This window comes from Schlegelella aquatica, from assembly GCF_026013905.1.
Taxonomy (GTDB): Bacteria; Pseudomonadota; Gammaproteobacteria; order Burkholderiales; family Burkholderiaceae_C; genus Caldimonas; species Caldimonas aquatica.
Genome location: NZ_CP110257.1, coordinates 1,062,357 through 1,077,252, shown reverse-complemented (window position 1 = coordinate 1,077,252; position 14,896 = coordinate 1,062,357). Strand labels below are relative to the sequence as shown.

The following is a 14,896-nucleotide window of genomic DNA, read 5'->3' as shown; positions in this document are numbered from 1 at the left end:
CTGCACCATGGCTCAGTACTTCGAAGTGCATCCCGACAACCCGCAACAGCGGCTGTTGAAGCAGGCGGCGCAGATCCTCGAGGCAGGCGGCATCGTGGCCGTCCCGACCGACTCGAGCTACGCGCTCGTCTGCCGCCTGGACGACAGGAACGCGGCCGATGCGCTGCGGCGCGTGCGTCAGGTCGACGACAAGCATCACCTCACGCTGCTGTGCCGCGACCTCTCGGAGCTCGCGAACTACGCCAAGGTCGACAACCGCCAGTATCGGCTGCTCAAGAACGCCACCCCCGGCCCCTACACCTTCATTCTGGAAGCGACGAAAGAGGTGCCGCGGCGCGTGTCGCACCCCTCCCGTCGCACCATCGGGCTGCGCGTGCCCGACCATCGCGTGACGCAGGAGCTGCTCGCGGTCTATGGCCAACCGCTGCTCGGCACCACGCTGATCCCGCCCGGCGAGTCCGACGCGATGAACGATCCGCAAGAGATTCGCGTGCGGTTCCAAAAGCAGATCCAGGCGGTCGTGGATGCCGGTGCCTGCCCCATGGAGCCGACCACCGTGGTGGACTTGGTCGGCGAGGAGCCGCGGCTGGTGCGCCGCGGACGGGGAGACCCCGCCCGCCTCGGCCTCTACGAGTGAAGGGCCTCGCAGCGCGGGGCGCCGTCAGCGCCCCAGTGCGCCTGCGATCCACGCCGGATCGAAGCCGCTGCGCACCTGCCCCTGCACGACGAAGGTGGGCACACCGCGCCCGCCCAGGCGCTCGAAGGCCTGACGGCACGCCTGGCTGACGCTCAGGTTGCATTCGGTGAAGTTCACCCGGTGCTCGTCCAGCCACACGCGGGCCTTCGCGCAGTAGGGGCACTCGGTCGTGGAGAACATGACGATGTCGCCCGGCTGGGCAGCCGCCATGCGCTGTGCCAGGCGTTGCTCATGGTAGTGGCTCGCGACGCTGGCGCCGCCCAGGACCACCGCCGCGATGAGCGCCAGCGACACCACCTCCCGCAGCCTCGGCATGGGGACGCTGCTCCCGCTCAGTCGGGCAAGGCGGCCGTGGCGACGACCTCGATGCGCCACTCGGGCCGGGCGAGCCGCGCCTGCACCGTGGCGCGCGCAGGGGCATGCCCCGCAGGCACCCATGCGTCCCAGACCTCGTTCATGCCGTCGAAGTCGGCCAGATCCGCGAGGAAGATCTGCACCATCAGCAGGTGGCGCTTGTCGGTGCCCGCGCGTTCGAGCAGCCGGTCGATCATGCCCAGCACCTGCGCCGTCTGGCCGCGGATGTCCTGGCTCGCATCGTCGGGCACCTGGCCCGCCAGGTACACCACTCCCTTGTGGATGGCCATCTCCGAGAGCCGAGGCCCCACATCGAAACGCTGAACCATCGTCACTTTCCTTTCTCGGCAGCGGCGCCGGGGGCCTTCTGCCCGATCTTGCTTTCCTTGCCTTCGATCAGTTTGCGGATGTTGCCCGCATGGCGCCAGATCAACAGAAGGCTCATGACCAGGATGAGGCCGGCCACCGGCCCGGGCCCCCAGATGAGCAACTGATAGAAGGGTGCGAACACCGCCGCGATGATGGACGCCAGCGACGAATAGCGAAAGAAGCCGGCAATGATGATCCAGGTGAGCAAGGTGGCCAGTCCCAGCCAGGGGTTGAGCGCCAGCAGCACGCCGGCGGCGGTCGCCACGCCCTTGCCGCCTTGGAAGCGGAAGAACACCGGAAACAGATGGCCGACGAAGGCCGCGAGCCCCACCAGGGCGGCGCTGGCCTCGCCCAGTCCGTAAGGCTCGCCGAAGAGCACCACCAGCAGCACCGGCACGTAACCCTTGAGCGCGTCCAGCGCGAGCGTCGATACCGCGGCGGCCTTGTTGCCCGAGCGCAGCACGTTGGTGGCGCCGGGATTCTTGGAGCCGTAGGTGCGTGGGTCGCTCAGCCCCATCAGGCGGCTGACGATGACGGCGAACGACAGGGAGCCGAGCAGATAGGCCGCCACGACGGCCAGCACGATCAGGACGGTTTGCGACATGGATGGAGTCTGCAACTGCAACGCACGCGATTGTGCTCCACCTCGGGCCCGACGGTCGCGCCAGGGGGGCGCGCTGGGTACAGGCGTTGCTCGCTTTTCAGCGGGCTGCCGAAGGGCCCAGTTGCACCGGGCCCGAGACGGTGCGGCAGTGCCGCCACGCAGCCGACAGCAGACGCACCACGAAAGGAACGACGATGTATCAGCGAAGCTATGGAGATCGATCGCGCGACGAAGGTCGCGAGGACCCTCAGTCGCGCAGCGACGAGCGTCACGGCGACCGCTGGCAGCAGGGCCGCTCGGGCGGCCGGGACTACGAGTCGGCCCGCGAGTCGGGGTCGTGGCAAGGCGCGAGCGGCTACGGGGGCTACCAGGGCGGATACCAGGGAGGCGGGGGCTATCAGGGTGACGGCCCCGGCGGCCCTCAAGGCGGTGGGATGGGCGACTACTACACCGGCGGGCAGCGAGGCACGCAGTATGGCAGCGGGGGCTACGGCTACGGCTCACGCGGCTCGGAAGGCTGGGAGGGCGCTCGCAGCGGCGGCGAAGGCCTCTATGGCGCGGGCCGCATGGGCGGTTCGCAGGCCGACTTCAACGGCCCTCAGGGCGACTACTGGGGCGCGCCGCAGTACGGGCAGTACGGCGGCCAACAGGCCCACGAACGCGGCTCACAGGACTTCGGCGGCTACCGCCGCAGCGGCGCGCAAGGCGCCGGCCAGGGCGGGCCGTACGGGGGTTACCAAGGGGGTTACCAAGGAGGTTCGCAAGGCGGCTACGAAGGAGGCGGCTATCGAGGCGGCTACCAGGGGTCCCCGGCGGGGCGTCACGAGGAAGGCCGCTACGCGAGCATGTATGGCGGTTACGGCAGCGGTCAGGGCACGGGCTACGGCGGCGGCCCTGCGGCGCACGCCGGCTACGGCAGCGGAGGTTATGGCGGGCAGTCCTATGACGAACGCTCGCGCGGCACGTATGGCCTCAACTACGGGGGCAGCGGCGACTTCCACGGCTACAGCCACCAGGGCCGCGAGCACGTCGATCCGGACTACTGGCAATGGCGCAATGAGCAGATGCGCGCGCTCGACGAGGACTATCAGCAGTGGCGGCAGGAGCGCTACAAGAAGTTCTCGACCGAGTTCGACGAGTGGCGTCGCAGCCGGCGCACGGGGTCTCAGGGCCAGGCGGCCGGCCAGTCCAGCGGCGACACGGGGGCCGGGTCGAGCCCTGCGGGCGGCGCCACGGCCTCCTCGGGGCTCGGCACCTCGTCGGCGGCCGGCTCGGCCAGCAGCGGCAACACGGTGGGCTCCACCTCGACCGGGCTTCCCAGCGGCTCCTCCTCGGGCAGCGACGTCCTGGGCGCCTCGTCCGGGTCGCCCGGCGTGACGGGCAGCAGCGGGTCGGCCACCGGTTCGGAGCCCGGCGCCAAGGGGTCGAGCCCCGGGTCGAGCGGCTCGTCCGCCGGCTCCGGCAAGGCGTCGAAGTGAACGCGCCCACCTGAAGCACGAAGGCCGCGCCCGGGGCGCGGCCTTTTCGCACCAGTGAGCGGTGCCGGCCGGGGGGCCGGCCGCCACCGGCCCTGGCGTCCCCCGTCTCAGCTGTGGCGCCGACGCTTCTCCACCGACGGCAGCTTCAGCATCTGGCGGTACTTGGTCACCGTGCGGCGGGCCACCGCCAGTCCCTGGCGTGCCAGCTGGCGGGCGATCTGCGCGTCCGACAAGGGGTTGGAAGGGTCCTCCGCCTCGATCATGTCCTTGATGAGGCCGCGGATCGCGGTGGCCGAGCAGGCCCCGCCGCTGACCGTGGGCAGGGCGCGCGAGAAGAAGTACTTGAGCTCGAACACGCCCAGCGGCGTCGCCATGTACTTGTTGTTCGTCACGCGCGAGACGGTGGACTCGTGCAGACCCAGTTCCTCGGCGATCTCGCGCAGGCCGAGCGGCTTCATCGCGAGCGCGCCGTACTCGAGGAAGTGGCGCTGCCGCTTCACGATGGCTTGCGCGACGTTGAGGATCGTGGCGAAGCGCTGCTCGACGTTGCGCACCGTCCAGCGCGCCTCTTGCAGGTGGGCGGCGAGTTCCGAGTGCTTGGAGTCGCGGTGCCGCTGGAACAGCTCGGCGTACACCTGGTTGAGCCGCACCTTGGGCACCACGTCGGGGTTGAGCGTGGCCGTCCAGACGCCGCGCACTTTGCGCACGATGACGTCCGGGGTCACGAACTGCGTGTTGGACGGGCCGAACCGCCAGCCCGGGCGCGGATCGAGATGACGGATGCGCTCGCACACCGCCTCCACCTGCGCCGGCGTGGCGCCCACCAGCTTGGCCAAGCCGTTGATGTCGCGCATCGCCAGCTTCTCGAGGTGGTTGCTCACGATGCGACAGGCCAGATCGCGGTCCTGGGCGGGCTCGATCTCCTTGAGTTGCAGCAGCAGGCACTCGCGCACGTCGCGCGCGGCAATGCCCGCCGGCTCGAGCGACTGCACGAGCTTGAGGGCCACGTTCATCTCAGTCTCGTCCGGCGCCGGGGAGCATTCCGCAAGGCCTCGCAGTTCCTCCAGCGTCAAGCGCAGGTAGCCGTCGTCGTCGAGCGCCTCGATGATGGTGGCCGCCAGCGCTCGGTCGCGCTCCGACAGCGGCAGGACATTGATCTGCCCGTGCAGGTGGTGCCGCAGGGGCACCTCCGCCGCGACCATCTCGACCAGATCCAACTCACCGTCACCGCTGTGGTTGCGGGTGGAGCCCCCGCCGGCAGGCCCCCAGCTCTCGCGGTCCCACGTGGCCTCGCTCACGGGGGCGGCGCTGGGGGCCACTTCCGCCCAACTCGGCACCGGCTCGACCGGCGCGGGCCCTTCCCCTTCAGCCGCCACGTGCGCGTCCGGGTCTTCCTCCAGGAAAGGATTGCTGCCGACGGCTTGCTGGATCTCCTGAGCGAAGTCGAGTGACGACAGCTGCAGCAGGCGCACCGCCTGTTGCAGTCGGGGCGTGAGGGTCTGATGTTGCCGGTGTTCGAGTCGAATGACCGGTGAATTCATGTGTCCTCCCTGGCGAGCGCCGCCCGCTTGGGTCGGGCGCCTGCGCGATACAAGGACCGACGCCCCCAGGGCGCCGGCCGACGATTGAGAGCCGCATGGGGCTGCGCGAACGCGGGCCGCGAGTCCGGGACGGCTGGCGGCGAAACGCTGAATCGAGAGCATGACCGCGATCGCGCCTCAAGAGAGCAACGTGTGTGCCAGCGGTCTGAAAAGGTCGTGTCCCCATGTGCCCCGCGTTACCGGAGGCATCCGCGCTTGCGCGATGTGATAACTGCGTGCGCAAAGGCGCCACCGCGTGGGACGGCATCCCGCCGGGGCCCTTTCAGCGGCGCGAGTGCACGAGGATGAGGCGAGCGCGGCCGCGGGTGCCCGCGGGGACGATGGGAGCGCCGCCCACGGCCTGACGCTCGGGCGGTGCCTCGCCACAGAGGCGGGGCGCGGTTTGCGGCAAGAAATGCGACGCCGCCCTTCTCTCTATCGCGAGGCCCAGCGATTGGAGTTCGACCCACTGCGCCGCATCGCGCACGTCGTAGAGAGGCTGCGTGAGCCGGAAGGCGAACACCAGTTCCTGCTGCAACAAGGCCGAGACCAGGTCTGCTTCTCCCGTCTCGTGCAGCGTGCGATGCGGCAGCGACGCGCGATCGAGAGCGTCCCAGATCGCCGGGGTGAAGATTGCGCGCTCCGCACGCACCCTGGGACCGTGACCGAGACCGTGAGGTGGATCGGGATAGGCTGCTCGCACCCGACACAACGGTGCATCGGGCGAGGCGAGCTCCACGCACACACCGCCGCGGTCGTGCGCGGGCACGCACAGGATGCTGGATCGCAACCGGCGGAACTGCTCGGCCAGCCGCACGAGCGGGGCCTGCGGCTGCGGCGCGGCGAGCGAGGGCACCAGCACGGCGAAGGGCTGTCTGCGCAGGTGCGGTCTTGCGGCGACCAGGGCCCCGAGCCAGCCGGGCCGCGCCGCACGCACGATGCGCACCTGCAGCTCAGGCCCGGCTTGCGTGGTCAGCTCGCGCAGCAGCGCTCGCCACCGAAGCACGCTTTCGTCTGCGACGAGGATGACCCGCCGGCCCCCGGCTTCCCCTGCTTCGCGCAACGCATGCCACAGCAAGGGCCGGCCGTGCAGGGGCCAGAACTCCACCGGCAGGCCGCCCTGCGCGCTGGCGAGCGGCATGACGATCGTCTCCAGCGGGCGCCGCTCGGACACGCACCCGCCCGGCCACCAGCGGCCCCAGGCCCGCCACCACCCGTGCTCCATCGCCCTCACTCCTTGCGGAAGTTGCGCCGGTACACCGCATCCGTGGCTTCGCCCTTGCTCGTGTCCTGCAGACCGCGCTCCACGTCTTGCTGCGCCTGACGCATCACTTCGCTCTGCTCGGGCTCCATGAGGGTCTGGCTGTCGGCGGATTCGTCGCGTTCGTGCGGCAGCCGAGGCACACGCTTTTGCGCCTGATCCACCGTGGTCTGGCCGGTGGCGCGGCGCGCGCCGGGGTGAGGTGCCTCGCGCGAGACGCGCTCGCGCGGGCGATGGGGGCGGGACGGTTTGAGGCTCATGAGGCGGCTCCTGTCGTCTGCCCTGCGGTGCAAGGGCCGTTCCCAGCGCCCCGAGCAGCGCCGGCGCGCCTCGGCACGCCGATTGCCGCCCGGCAGGCATGGCGCGAACGGCACACCGGCCGCGCCCGCCCCACGCCACGACCACTACCCATCAAAGGAGCACACCATGGCCAGCCGCAACAACACCAGCGCGCGCAACGAGATCCTCCAGATGCTCAAGGACGATCACAAGCGCGTGAAGAAGGCCTTCCGGGACTTCGAGAAGATCGACGTCGAGAGCGACCCCGAGACCGCTCAGCAGCTGGTGGAGCAAACCTGCGCAGAGCTCGAGCTGCATGCGATGTTGGAGGAGGAGCTCTTCTACCCCGCCGTGCGCCAGGCCCTCAAGGAGCAGGACCTCGTCGAGGAGGCCGAGGTGGAGCACGACAGCGCCAAGCAACTGATCGCCCAGGTGCGCGACCTCTCGCCGGACGATCCCAAGTACAAGGCCACGTTCACCGTGCTCGGCGAGTACGTCAAGCACCACATCAAGGAAGAGGAAGGCGAGATGTTCGAGCAGCTCGGCCGCTCCAAGGTGGACTGGCAGGCCGTGCTGGAGGACATGATGGAACGGCGGGTGCAGCTCGAGCGTGAGCTCGGTCTCTCCGAGGAGGAAGAGGAAGGCATGGAAGCCGAATCCACCGAGACGGCCGAGGAGCAGGAGGAGAGCCCGCCGCTGCCCGCCGGCGGAAGGGGCGGCGATGCGATGAAGACGCAACAACGCTGACACCGGCTTGAACCCCGCCACGCGCACCCCGGCCGTATCGTGCGAGCGGCCCCCTTCGAATCCGCGGTCGTTCTGGATCGCGGGTTTCGAGGGGGCCGACCATCGAAACGAGCATGGCATCGCCCTCGACATGGTGCGCAGCACCGGCCATCTCGCCCGGCTGGACGGGGACTACGCGCGAGTGACGCGGCTGGGCGTGCGCACGGTGCGTGAGAGCATCGGATGGCGCTTGGCCGAAATCGCGGCCGGCCGCTACGACTTCCAGCGTTTGCGCCTGATGGCCGCGGCCGCTCGCAGGCACGGCCTGCAGGTGCTGTGGACGCTGATGCACTACGGCGCCCCGGACGACGTGGACCTGCGCCAAGGCGGCTGGGTGCCCCGCTTCACGGACTTCGCCGCCGCCGTGGCCGAGGAGTTGCGCCGTCTCGGCGAAGAAGCCCCGGTCATCACCCCGGTCAACGAGATCGGCTTTCTGGCCTGGGCGCTGTCCGAGGGCTGCCTGGTCGGTCCGGCTCGTCGGCCGCGGGCAGGCGACTCGCGCGCCAGCGGCTACGAGATCAAGCGCCACCTGGTGCGCGCGAGCCTCGCGGCCATGAAGGCGATGCGTGACGTCCTGCCACGGGCCCGCTTCCTGCACGTCGAACCGCTGGTGCACGTGGTGGCGCCGGCGGGGCGCCCCGAGCTCGCTCCCCTCGCCGAGCAAGTGCGCAGCTACCAGTGGCAGGCGTGGGACATGCTCGCTGGCCGCCAGGCCGCGGAGCTGGGCGGTGCGCCGCAATGGCTGGACGTGCTCGGCGTCAACCACTACCACAACGGGCAGTGGGAGGTGGAAACCGAGCAACGCCTGCACTGGCACCTGAACGATCCGCGGCGACGGCCCTTCGCCGCGCTGCTGTCCGAGGCCTGGGAACGCTACCGCCTGCCGATGATCGTGGCCGAAACCAGCCACGTCGGCGCGGGTCGCGCGCGGTGGTTGCAGGAGATCGCCGGCGAAGTGGAGCGCGCCCGCCGTGCGGGCGTGCCGGTGGAGGGGCTGACGCTCTACCCCATCGTGGACCGCCACGACTGGAACGACCTCACGCACTGGCACCACAGCGGTCTGTGGGATGCGGCCGCCCCCGGCACGCCTGTGGCCCCGGGAGCCCCGCCCGGACGGCGGCTGTGCCTGCCCTATGCGCGCACCCTGCGCCGCTGGCAGCGGCGCCTACCTGGAACGACCGGAGTGTCCATGACACCGTCTTGCCTCATCGTCTTCTCCCACCTGCGCTGGGATTTCGTGTTCCAGCGCCCGCAGCAGCTGATGTCGCGCCTGGCGCGCGACTGGCGCATCTACTTCATCGAGGAGCCGGTGCGAGACGAAGGTCCCGCCCGCCTGGAAGTGCGACGACCGCAGGAGAACGTCACTGTGCTGCGGCCGCACACCGCCGTCGAGGCTCCGGGCTTTCACGACGACCAGCTCCCGTTGCTCAAGCCGTTGCTGGACGAGTACCTGCGCGCCGAAGGCGTGAACGACCATGTGGTGTGGTTCTACACGCCGATGGCCCTGCCGCTGCTCACCGGGATGAAGCCCCGCGCAGTGGTGTACGACTGCATGGACGAACTCGCCAACTTCATGGGCGCTCCCCGGCAGATGAGGCAGCGCGAGTCGGCATTGTTGAAGACGGCGGACCTGGTGCTCACCGGCGGCCCGAGCCTCTTCGAGGCCAAGCGCGACGCGAATCCTCATGTGCACTGCTTTCCGAGCGGTGTGGATGCGCAGCACTTCTCGCCCTCGCGCGCCGATCGCTCCTCACGCTCCTCGCCCGCGTGGCGGCGGGCCGAGAGCCTGCAGACGCACATCCCCGGGCCGCGGCTCGGCTACTTCGGCGTCATCGACGAGCGCATGGACAGGGCGTTGCTGGCCGCTCTGGCCGACGCCGATCCGCAATGGCAGATCGTCATGGTAGGGCCTGTGGTGAAGATCGACCGGGCCAGCCTGCCCACCCGGCCCAACCTCCACTACCTGGACATGCAGCCCTACGAGGTGCTGCCCGGCCTGGTGGCGGGATGGGACGTGTGCCTGCTGCCCTTCGCACAGAACGAGGCCACGCAGTACATCAGCCCCACCAAGACCCTGGAGTACATGGCCGCGGAGAAGCCCATCGTCAGTACCCCGATCCGCGACGTGATCGGCATGTACGGCGATGTGGTGCACATCGGGCACGACGTGGCCGGCTTCATACAGGCCTGCCGCCTGGCCCTCACCGAGCCGCCGCAGCAGCGCACGCAGCGTGTGGCCGAGATGCTGGGATGCGTGATGCGGCTGTCGTGGGACGAGACGGCGCGCACCGTGCATTCGCTGATCGGCGAGGCGGTCGAACGCCGCCGCCAGGGCGGGGGCATGGAGCCGGGCGCAGCCGACCCGGCGCCTGCCGTGCCGCTGGCGCCCCCGGCCGACGTGCCGGGCACCGCGCCGGCAGTGCGAGAGGTTCGGCACCTCATCATCGGCGCCGGCCCGACGGGCCTGTCGGCCGCGTACCATTTGGGCGCCGATGCGCTGCTCGTCGAGCGCGAGAGCCGCGTCGGCGGCTGGTGCCGCTCGGTGGTGGACCGTGGCTTCACCTTCGACCACGCCGGCCACATCATGTTCTCCAGCGACCCGTACGTGCTCGCGCTGTACGACAAGTTGCTGGGCGACAACGTGCACTGGCAAGACCGCGAGGCGTGGATCTACAGCAAGGGCGTCTACACCCGCTATCCCTTCCAGGGCTCGCTGTACGGGCTGCCCGCCCAGGTGCTGAAGGAGTGCCTGATCGGAGCGATCGAGGCCCGCTTCGGCCCCCTCAAGGGCGACCCGTCCGCCGTCGCAGGCACGCCGCAGCCTCCTGCGAATTTCGAGGAGTTCATCCACCGCGTCTGGGGCTGGGGCATCGCCAAGCACTTCGCGGTGCCCTACAACGAGAAGCTCTGGGCCGTGCCCCTGCGCGAGATGGAAACCTCCTGGCTCGGCGGGCGGGTGCCCCTGCCCGATTTGGAGCAGATGATCGAAGGGGCCCTCGAACCCGCCCCGAAGCCCATGGGTCCGAACGCGCGCTTCGGTTACCCGCTGCGCGGCGGCTTCCAGGCGCTGATGGATGCCTTCCTGCCCCACCTGCGGTGCGAGGTCGCGCTCAACACGCGCGTCGTGTCCGTCTCGCCGTCCAAGCGCACCGTGCGGCTGGACGACGGCCGCACCCTGCGCTACGACACGCTCATCTCGACGATGGCATTGCCGCAGTTCGTGGCCGCCTGCGGCGAGGAAGCACCGGACGATGTGCGGGCCGCCGCGCGCGGGCTCCGTAGCACCTCGGTGCGCTGCGTCAACCTCGGCATCGCGCGCGCGAACATCACCGACAAGCACTGGATCTACTACCCTGAAGACACCGTCTTCCACCGCATCTTCGTGCAGGGCAACGCCAGCCCCTACTGCAACCCGCCCGGCGGCTTCGGGCTGACCTGCGAGATCACCTACTCGGCCTCCAAGCCCTTGCCGTGCGAGGGGGAGGCGCTCATCGCCCGCGTGATCGACGACTGCCGCAAAGTCGGCATGCTGCGCGAGGACGACCGCATCCTGTGCGCGCACCAGGTGGACATGCCCGGCGCCTACGTCGTCTACGACCATGCCCGCGCGGCGCACGTGGCCTGCATCCGGCAGTGGCTGGCCGGCCACCGCGTGATCCTGGCCGGCCGCTATGCGGAGTGGGAGTACTACAACTCCGACCACGCCTTCCTGGCCGGCAAGCGCGCGGCCGAAGCCGCCCTCGCTCAGAGCGGGCCTGGCGCCGCCCAGGCCGCGCTCGCGCAGGCCGCGGGGGCCTGAGAGTGCCATGATCATCGACGCCCACCTCCACTGCACCGGCCAGGAGCGCGCGGACGACGTGCTGCGCTCGCTGGACGAGGCCGGCATCGACATGGCCGTGCTGCTGGCGCCCTTCCTGAGCGAGGGGTATTCCCTCCACGACCCGGCTTCGCTGCGGCGTGGCAACGAGCACCTGGCGCGGCTGGTGCGGGGGCACGAGGACCGCCTCATCGGCTTCGCGGTGGTCGACCCCCGCCGGCCCGAGTCCTCCATCGACCTGCGCCGCGCCGTGGACTCGGGCCTGCGCGGGGTGAAGATGGTGCCCACCGGGTGGTATCCCTACGACGAGGCGGTGCAGCCGCTCTTCGCCACTGCGCACGAACTCGGGCTGCCGCTGCTCTTTCACAGCGGGATCTTCATCGACGGGCGCTCGGGACGCTTTTGCCGCCCGACCTTCTTCGAGGCCCTGCGCGAGTACCCGGGCCTGAAAGTCACGCTCGCCCACCTCGGCTGGCCCTGGTGCGACGAAGCCATCGCGGTCGGCCTCATCGAGCTGATCCACGGCGTCGCACCGGACCGGGTGATGTTCCGCTTCGACATTTCGTTCGGCCCCCCGCCCGCCTACCGCGGGGAGGTGTTGTCCAAGGCACTGGACGTGTTGGGACCCGATCTGCTTCAGTTCGGCAGCGACTGCTTCCTGCCCTGCTCGGGAACCCACATCGCCGAGCGCAAGGGTTGGGTGGAGCACCTGCTGGACGAACTGCACGTCGATGCCAGAGGGCGCGAGCGCATCTGGGCGGGCACGGCCGCGGCCTGGCGGCCTGACCGCGAACGACACGCCGCGGCCCGGAAAGGGCACAGGCACGGTGGAGCACGGCCGCGATGACATCCCCGACGCGTCGGTGCACGCCCCCAGGCGTGCGGCTCACCGTGCACCGGAGGACGGCGGCACGTCGGCCCCGTATGCACTGTGGGGTCAGGGCGGCCGCTGGAGGCCCCTCTGTTGTTGAGCCGCGAGGGTGGTGACGCATGAGCGCAGGCTGCGACTCCCCCCGCGTGAAGCTGCTGCAGATCGTCGGCAACGCGATCGTCGGCGGCATGGAAACCTACGTGCAACGCCTTCTGGAGCGGCTGCCGCGCGAGCGGTTCGAAGTGGCGGTGCTGTGCCCCTGGGAGAGCCGCCACAGCGAGGCCTTGCGGCAACTCGGCGTCGAGGTGCTCGTCACGCCGATCCCCGACGAGCCCTGCTGGTCGTCGATCGTCTTTGCGGCCAGCCTGGTGCGCACGCGGCACATCGACCTCATCCACTGCCATCTGACCAACGCCCATCTGATGGGGGCGTTGGTCGGCCGGTTGACCGACACCCCGGTGCTCGCCACCGTGCACGGGCGCGAGCTGACCATCGGCGACCTGGAAGCGCACCGCCTCGCCGGCACGCAGCTGTGCGTGGTGTGCCGTCCAGCCCACCTCCAGGCCCTCGTGCTGGGCGTGGACGCCGAGCGCCTGCACTTCATCCCCAACGGGGCCGACACCGAGGTGTTCACGCCGCGCCGCGTGCGCGACGGCCCCCTGCGGCGGCGTTTCGGCATCCCCGAGGACGCACCGTTGGTCGGCTTCGTCGGCCGGCTCTCCTGGGAGAAAGGCCCGGAAAGCTTCCTGCGGGCGGCGCTGGTGGCCCACCGCGCGCAGCCGCATGCGCACTTCGTCCTCGTCGGCGACGGACCGATGATGGGCCAGTGCGCCCACTTCATCGAGCAGTTCGGGATGGGCGACTACGCCCACTTGGCGGGTTTGCAGCACGACATGCCCGCCGTCTTCAGCGAGCTGGACCTCGTCGTCTCCACATCGCACAGCGAGGCCATGCCGCTGGCATTGATGGAGGCCATGGCCTGCGGCCTTCCCATCGTCGCCACCCGTGTGGGCGGGGTGCCGGACATGGTGCAGCACGGACTCACCGGTGCGCTCGTCTCGCCAGGGGATTTCGACGGCGTGGGCGCGCAGATCGCGAAGCTGCTGGCGCAGCCCGAGGCCATGCGCCTCATGGGCCAGCGAGCCCGCGCGCGCGCCGTCGAGCACTTCTGCCTGTCGCGCACCATCGCTCAGACCGCCGATCTGCTCACCCGCCTCGCGCACCGCGCGACGCCGACGCCGACGCCGCTGCGGGCCGTCGCACCCGCCGCAAGGGCGGGGGCGACGCCGGCCGAGGCCGAGGAGGCGGCACCCATGGAGAGGAGCCGACGCGGCGGCAGTGCTCGCGCGGGCGGCAAACCGGCGGCTGCCTGAACGCGGCTCGTCCTGCGCCGGGCACGCCGCTTGCGGCAGCGTGGGCGCACCTCGTGCACTTCAAGGAGATCACATGAAGAAGACGAAACGCCTGCTGCACGCCACTTTCCTGGCACTCGCGACCCTCGGCTCCCTCGCCGGCTGCGCCGTCACCAGCGGCCAGAGCTCCGTCGGTGACTACATCGACGACAAGACCATCTCGGCGCGCGTGAAGACCCGCTTCGCGCAGGACGAGACGGTGAGCGCCATGCGCATCCAGGTCGAAACGCTCAACGGCGTGGTCCAGCTCTCCGGCTTCGCACGCAGCGAGGCCGAGCGGACCCGCGCTGGCGAACTGGCGCGCTCCGTGTCCGGCGTGCGCAGCGTGCGCAACGACATCATCGTGCGTCCGCCGACGCAGTGACGCCCCGCGGTGCGCCGCTCGCGCGGCTGCTCGCCGCGCCGCGGCGTCCCCTTGCGCGCTCACCCGGCCGGCGGTGCGGGCGGCGTGCGGTGGAACACGCGCCCGTCCAGCACCCAGGCCAGGGCCGCTCCGAGCAGCAGGATCTGCGAGGAGTAGTACACCCACAGCATCACCACCACCACGGAGCCGGCCGCGCCGTAGCTCGAGGCGACGCTCGCGCGCCCGAGATACAGGCCGATCACGTGCTTGCCCACCGCGAAGAGGACGGCCGTCGTGATGGCCCCGGCCCACACCGCGCGCCAGCGAGGCGGCTCGTCCGGCAACCACCGCAGCAAGGACGCGAAACCGACCGACAGCACCGCACTGGAGACGACGAGGTCGAGCACCGTGATCGTGACGGCCAGCGCCGGGAAGCGCCCTTCGAGGTAGGCGCCTAAGGCTGCCAGGACTGCACTGGCCAGCAACGAGACGATGGCCAGAAAGCCGAAGCCGAGCACCAGGGCGAACGCCGTCATGCGCGCCTTGACGAACCCGCCGAGCGCCGAGGCATGGGGCGGCACCCGGCCCATGCGGTTGAGCGCCTTGTTCATCGCGATGAAGACGCCGCTCGCACCGAGCAGCAGCGTGACGAGACCGAGCACGCCGGCCAACCCGCGCCGCGGCCCTTGCCAGGACGATGCGATCATCATCTCGATCGCCCGGGCGCCCATCGGGCCGACCAGGTCCTGGATCTGGCCCACGATCTGGCCGCGGGCCGCTTCCGGCCCGAAGACCGCGCCCGCGACCGTGATCGCGACGACCAGCAGCGGCGCCAGAGCGAACACCGAGTAGAACGCGATCGATGCACCCAACTGGGGGCCGCCTTCGTCCAGCCACAGTCGCACGGCCCGCCAACCCACGCGCAGCGGCCGGCGCGCCGGCGCCGGCAACCACTCCCAACCGCGGAGCTTCCATCGCTCGATGCGCTGCGTCCAGACCTTCATCCACGCCCACTCCGGCTCGGCGCCGCCGCGCCACTGCCCGC

14 protein-coding genes are annotated in these 14,896 nt (G+C 70.4%); 7 read left to right on the top strand and 7 right to left on the bottom strand.

Features of this window, described 5'->3' with window-relative positions:
• The first annotated feature begins 7 nt into the window (after positions 1-7).
• Positions 8-637: an L-threonylcarbamoyladenylate synthase gene (locus OMP39_RS04860; RefSeq protein WP_264893666.1), complete on the top strand. Its 630-nt coding sequence runs from the start codon at positions 8-10 to the stop codon at positions 635-637.
• Between the two features lie 24 nt (positions 638-661).
• On the opposite strand, the gene OMP39_RS04855 is transcribed toward OMP39_RS04860, so the two are convergent.
• The 3 genes from OMP39_RS04855 to plsY are packed head-to-tail and all read right to left on the bottom strand — an operon-like array spanning position 662 to position 2,024.
• Positions 662-1,012, bottom strand: coding sequence for a glutaredoxin family protein (locus OMP39_RS04855; protein WP_264893665.1), 351 nt, complete (start codon positions 1,010-1,012; stop codon positions 662-664).
• A 17-nt stretch (positions 1,013-1,029) separates the two neighbouring features.
• Positions 1,030-1,380: a RidA family protein gene (locus OMP39_RS04850; RefSeq protein WP_264893664.1), complete on the bottom strand. Its 351-nt coding sequence runs from the start codon at positions 1,378-1,380 to the stop codon at positions 1,030-1,032.
• A 2-nt stretch (positions 1,381-1,382) separates the two neighbouring features.
• Positions 1,383-2,024 (bottom strand): glycerol-3-phosphate 1-O-acyltransferase PlsY, encoded by a 642-nt coding sequence (gene plsY / locus OMP39_RS04845; RefSeq protein WP_264893663.1) that lies wholly within the window; start codon positions 2,022-2,024, stop codon positions 1,383-1,385.
• 194 nt (positions 2,025-2,218) lie between these two features.
• Between plsY and OMP39_RS04840 the strand changes: the two genes are divergently transcribed.
• On the top strand, positions 2,219-3,502 hold the full coding sequence (locus OMP39_RS04840; RefSeq protein ID WP_264893662.1) for a hypothetical protein: 1,284 nt from the start codon (positions 2,219-2,221) through the stop codon (positions 3,500-3,502).
• Positions 3,503-3,609: 107 nt separating this feature from the next.
• Here the strand turns inward: OMP39_RS04840 and OMP39_RS04835 are convergent, their stop codons facing one another.
• From OMP39_RS04835 to OMP39_RS04825, 3 genes are all read right to left on the bottom strand, one after another.
• Positions 3,610-5,043, bottom strand: a complete 1,434-nt coding sequence (locus OMP39_RS04835; RefSeq protein WP_264893661.1) for an RNA polymerase factor sigma-54 — start codon at positions 5,041-5,043, stop codon at positions 3,610-3,612.
• Positions 5,044-5,365: 322 nt separating this feature from the next.
• Positions 5,366-6,307: a glycosyltransferase family protein gene (locus tag OMP39_RS04830; RefSeq protein ID WP_264893660.1), complete on the bottom strand. Its 942-nt coding sequence runs from the start codon at positions 6,305-6,307 to the stop codon at positions 5,366-5,368.
• A gap of 5 nt (positions 6,308-6,312) precedes the next feature.
• Complete coding sequence (locus tag OMP39_RS04825; protein ID WP_264893659.1) at positions 6,313-6,603, bottom strand: hypothetical protein; 291 nt, start codon at positions 6,601-6,603, stop codon at positions 6,313-6,315.
• 166 nt (positions 6,604-6,769) lie between these two features.
• Between OMP39_RS04825 and OMP39_RS04820 the strand changes: the two genes are divergently transcribed.
• The 5 genes from OMP39_RS04820 to OMP39_RS04800 all read left to right on the top strand — a co-directional run bounded on the left by OMP39_RS04820 (position 6,770) and on the right by OMP39_RS04800 (position 13,872).
• Positions 6,770-7,369 carry a hemerythrin domain-containing protein gene (locus tag OMP39_RS04820; protein ID WP_264893658.1) on the top strand — a complete coding sequence of 200 codons (600 nt, stop codon included), beginning with the start codon at positions 6,770-6,772 and terminating at the stop codon, positions 7,367-7,369.
• 7 nt (positions 7,370-7,376) lie between these two features.
• Positions 7,377-11,207 carry an FAD-dependent oxidoreductase gene (locus tag OMP39_RS04815; RefSeq protein WP_264893657.1) on the top strand — a complete coding sequence of 1,277 codons (3,831 nt, stop codon included), beginning with the start codon at positions 7,377-7,379 and terminating at the stop codon, positions 11,205-11,207.
• 7 nt (positions 11,208-11,214) lie between these two features.
• On the top strand, positions 11,215-12,072 hold the full coding sequence (locus tag OMP39_RS04810; RefSeq protein WP_264893656.1) for an amidohydrolase family protein: 858 nt from the start codon (positions 11,215-11,217) through the stop codon (positions 12,070-12,072).
• 143 nt (positions 12,073-12,215) lie between these two features.
• The gene (locus tag OMP39_RS04805; RefSeq protein ID WP_264893655.1) at positions 12,216-13,469 is read left to right on the top strand and encodes a glycosyltransferase family 4 protein; all 1,254 of its coding nucleotides are present in this window, start codon (positions 12,216-12,218) and stop codon (positions 13,467-13,469) included.
• 73 nt (positions 13,470-13,542) lie between these two features.
• Entirely contained in the window at positions 13,543-13,872 is a 330-nt protein-coding gene (locus OMP39_RS04800; RefSeq protein ID WP_264893654.1) for a BON domain-containing protein, read from the top strand.
• A 59-nt stretch (positions 13,873-13,931) separates the two neighbouring features.
• Here the strand turns inward: OMP39_RS04800 and OMP39_RS04795 are convergent, their stop codons facing one another.
• Positions 13,932-14,855 (bottom strand): YihY/virulence factor BrkB family protein, encoded by a 924-nt coding sequence (locus OMP39_RS04795; protein WP_264893653.1) that lies wholly within the window; start codon positions 14,853-14,855, stop codon positions 13,932-13,934.
• Positions 14,856-14,896: the final 41 nt, after the last annotated feature.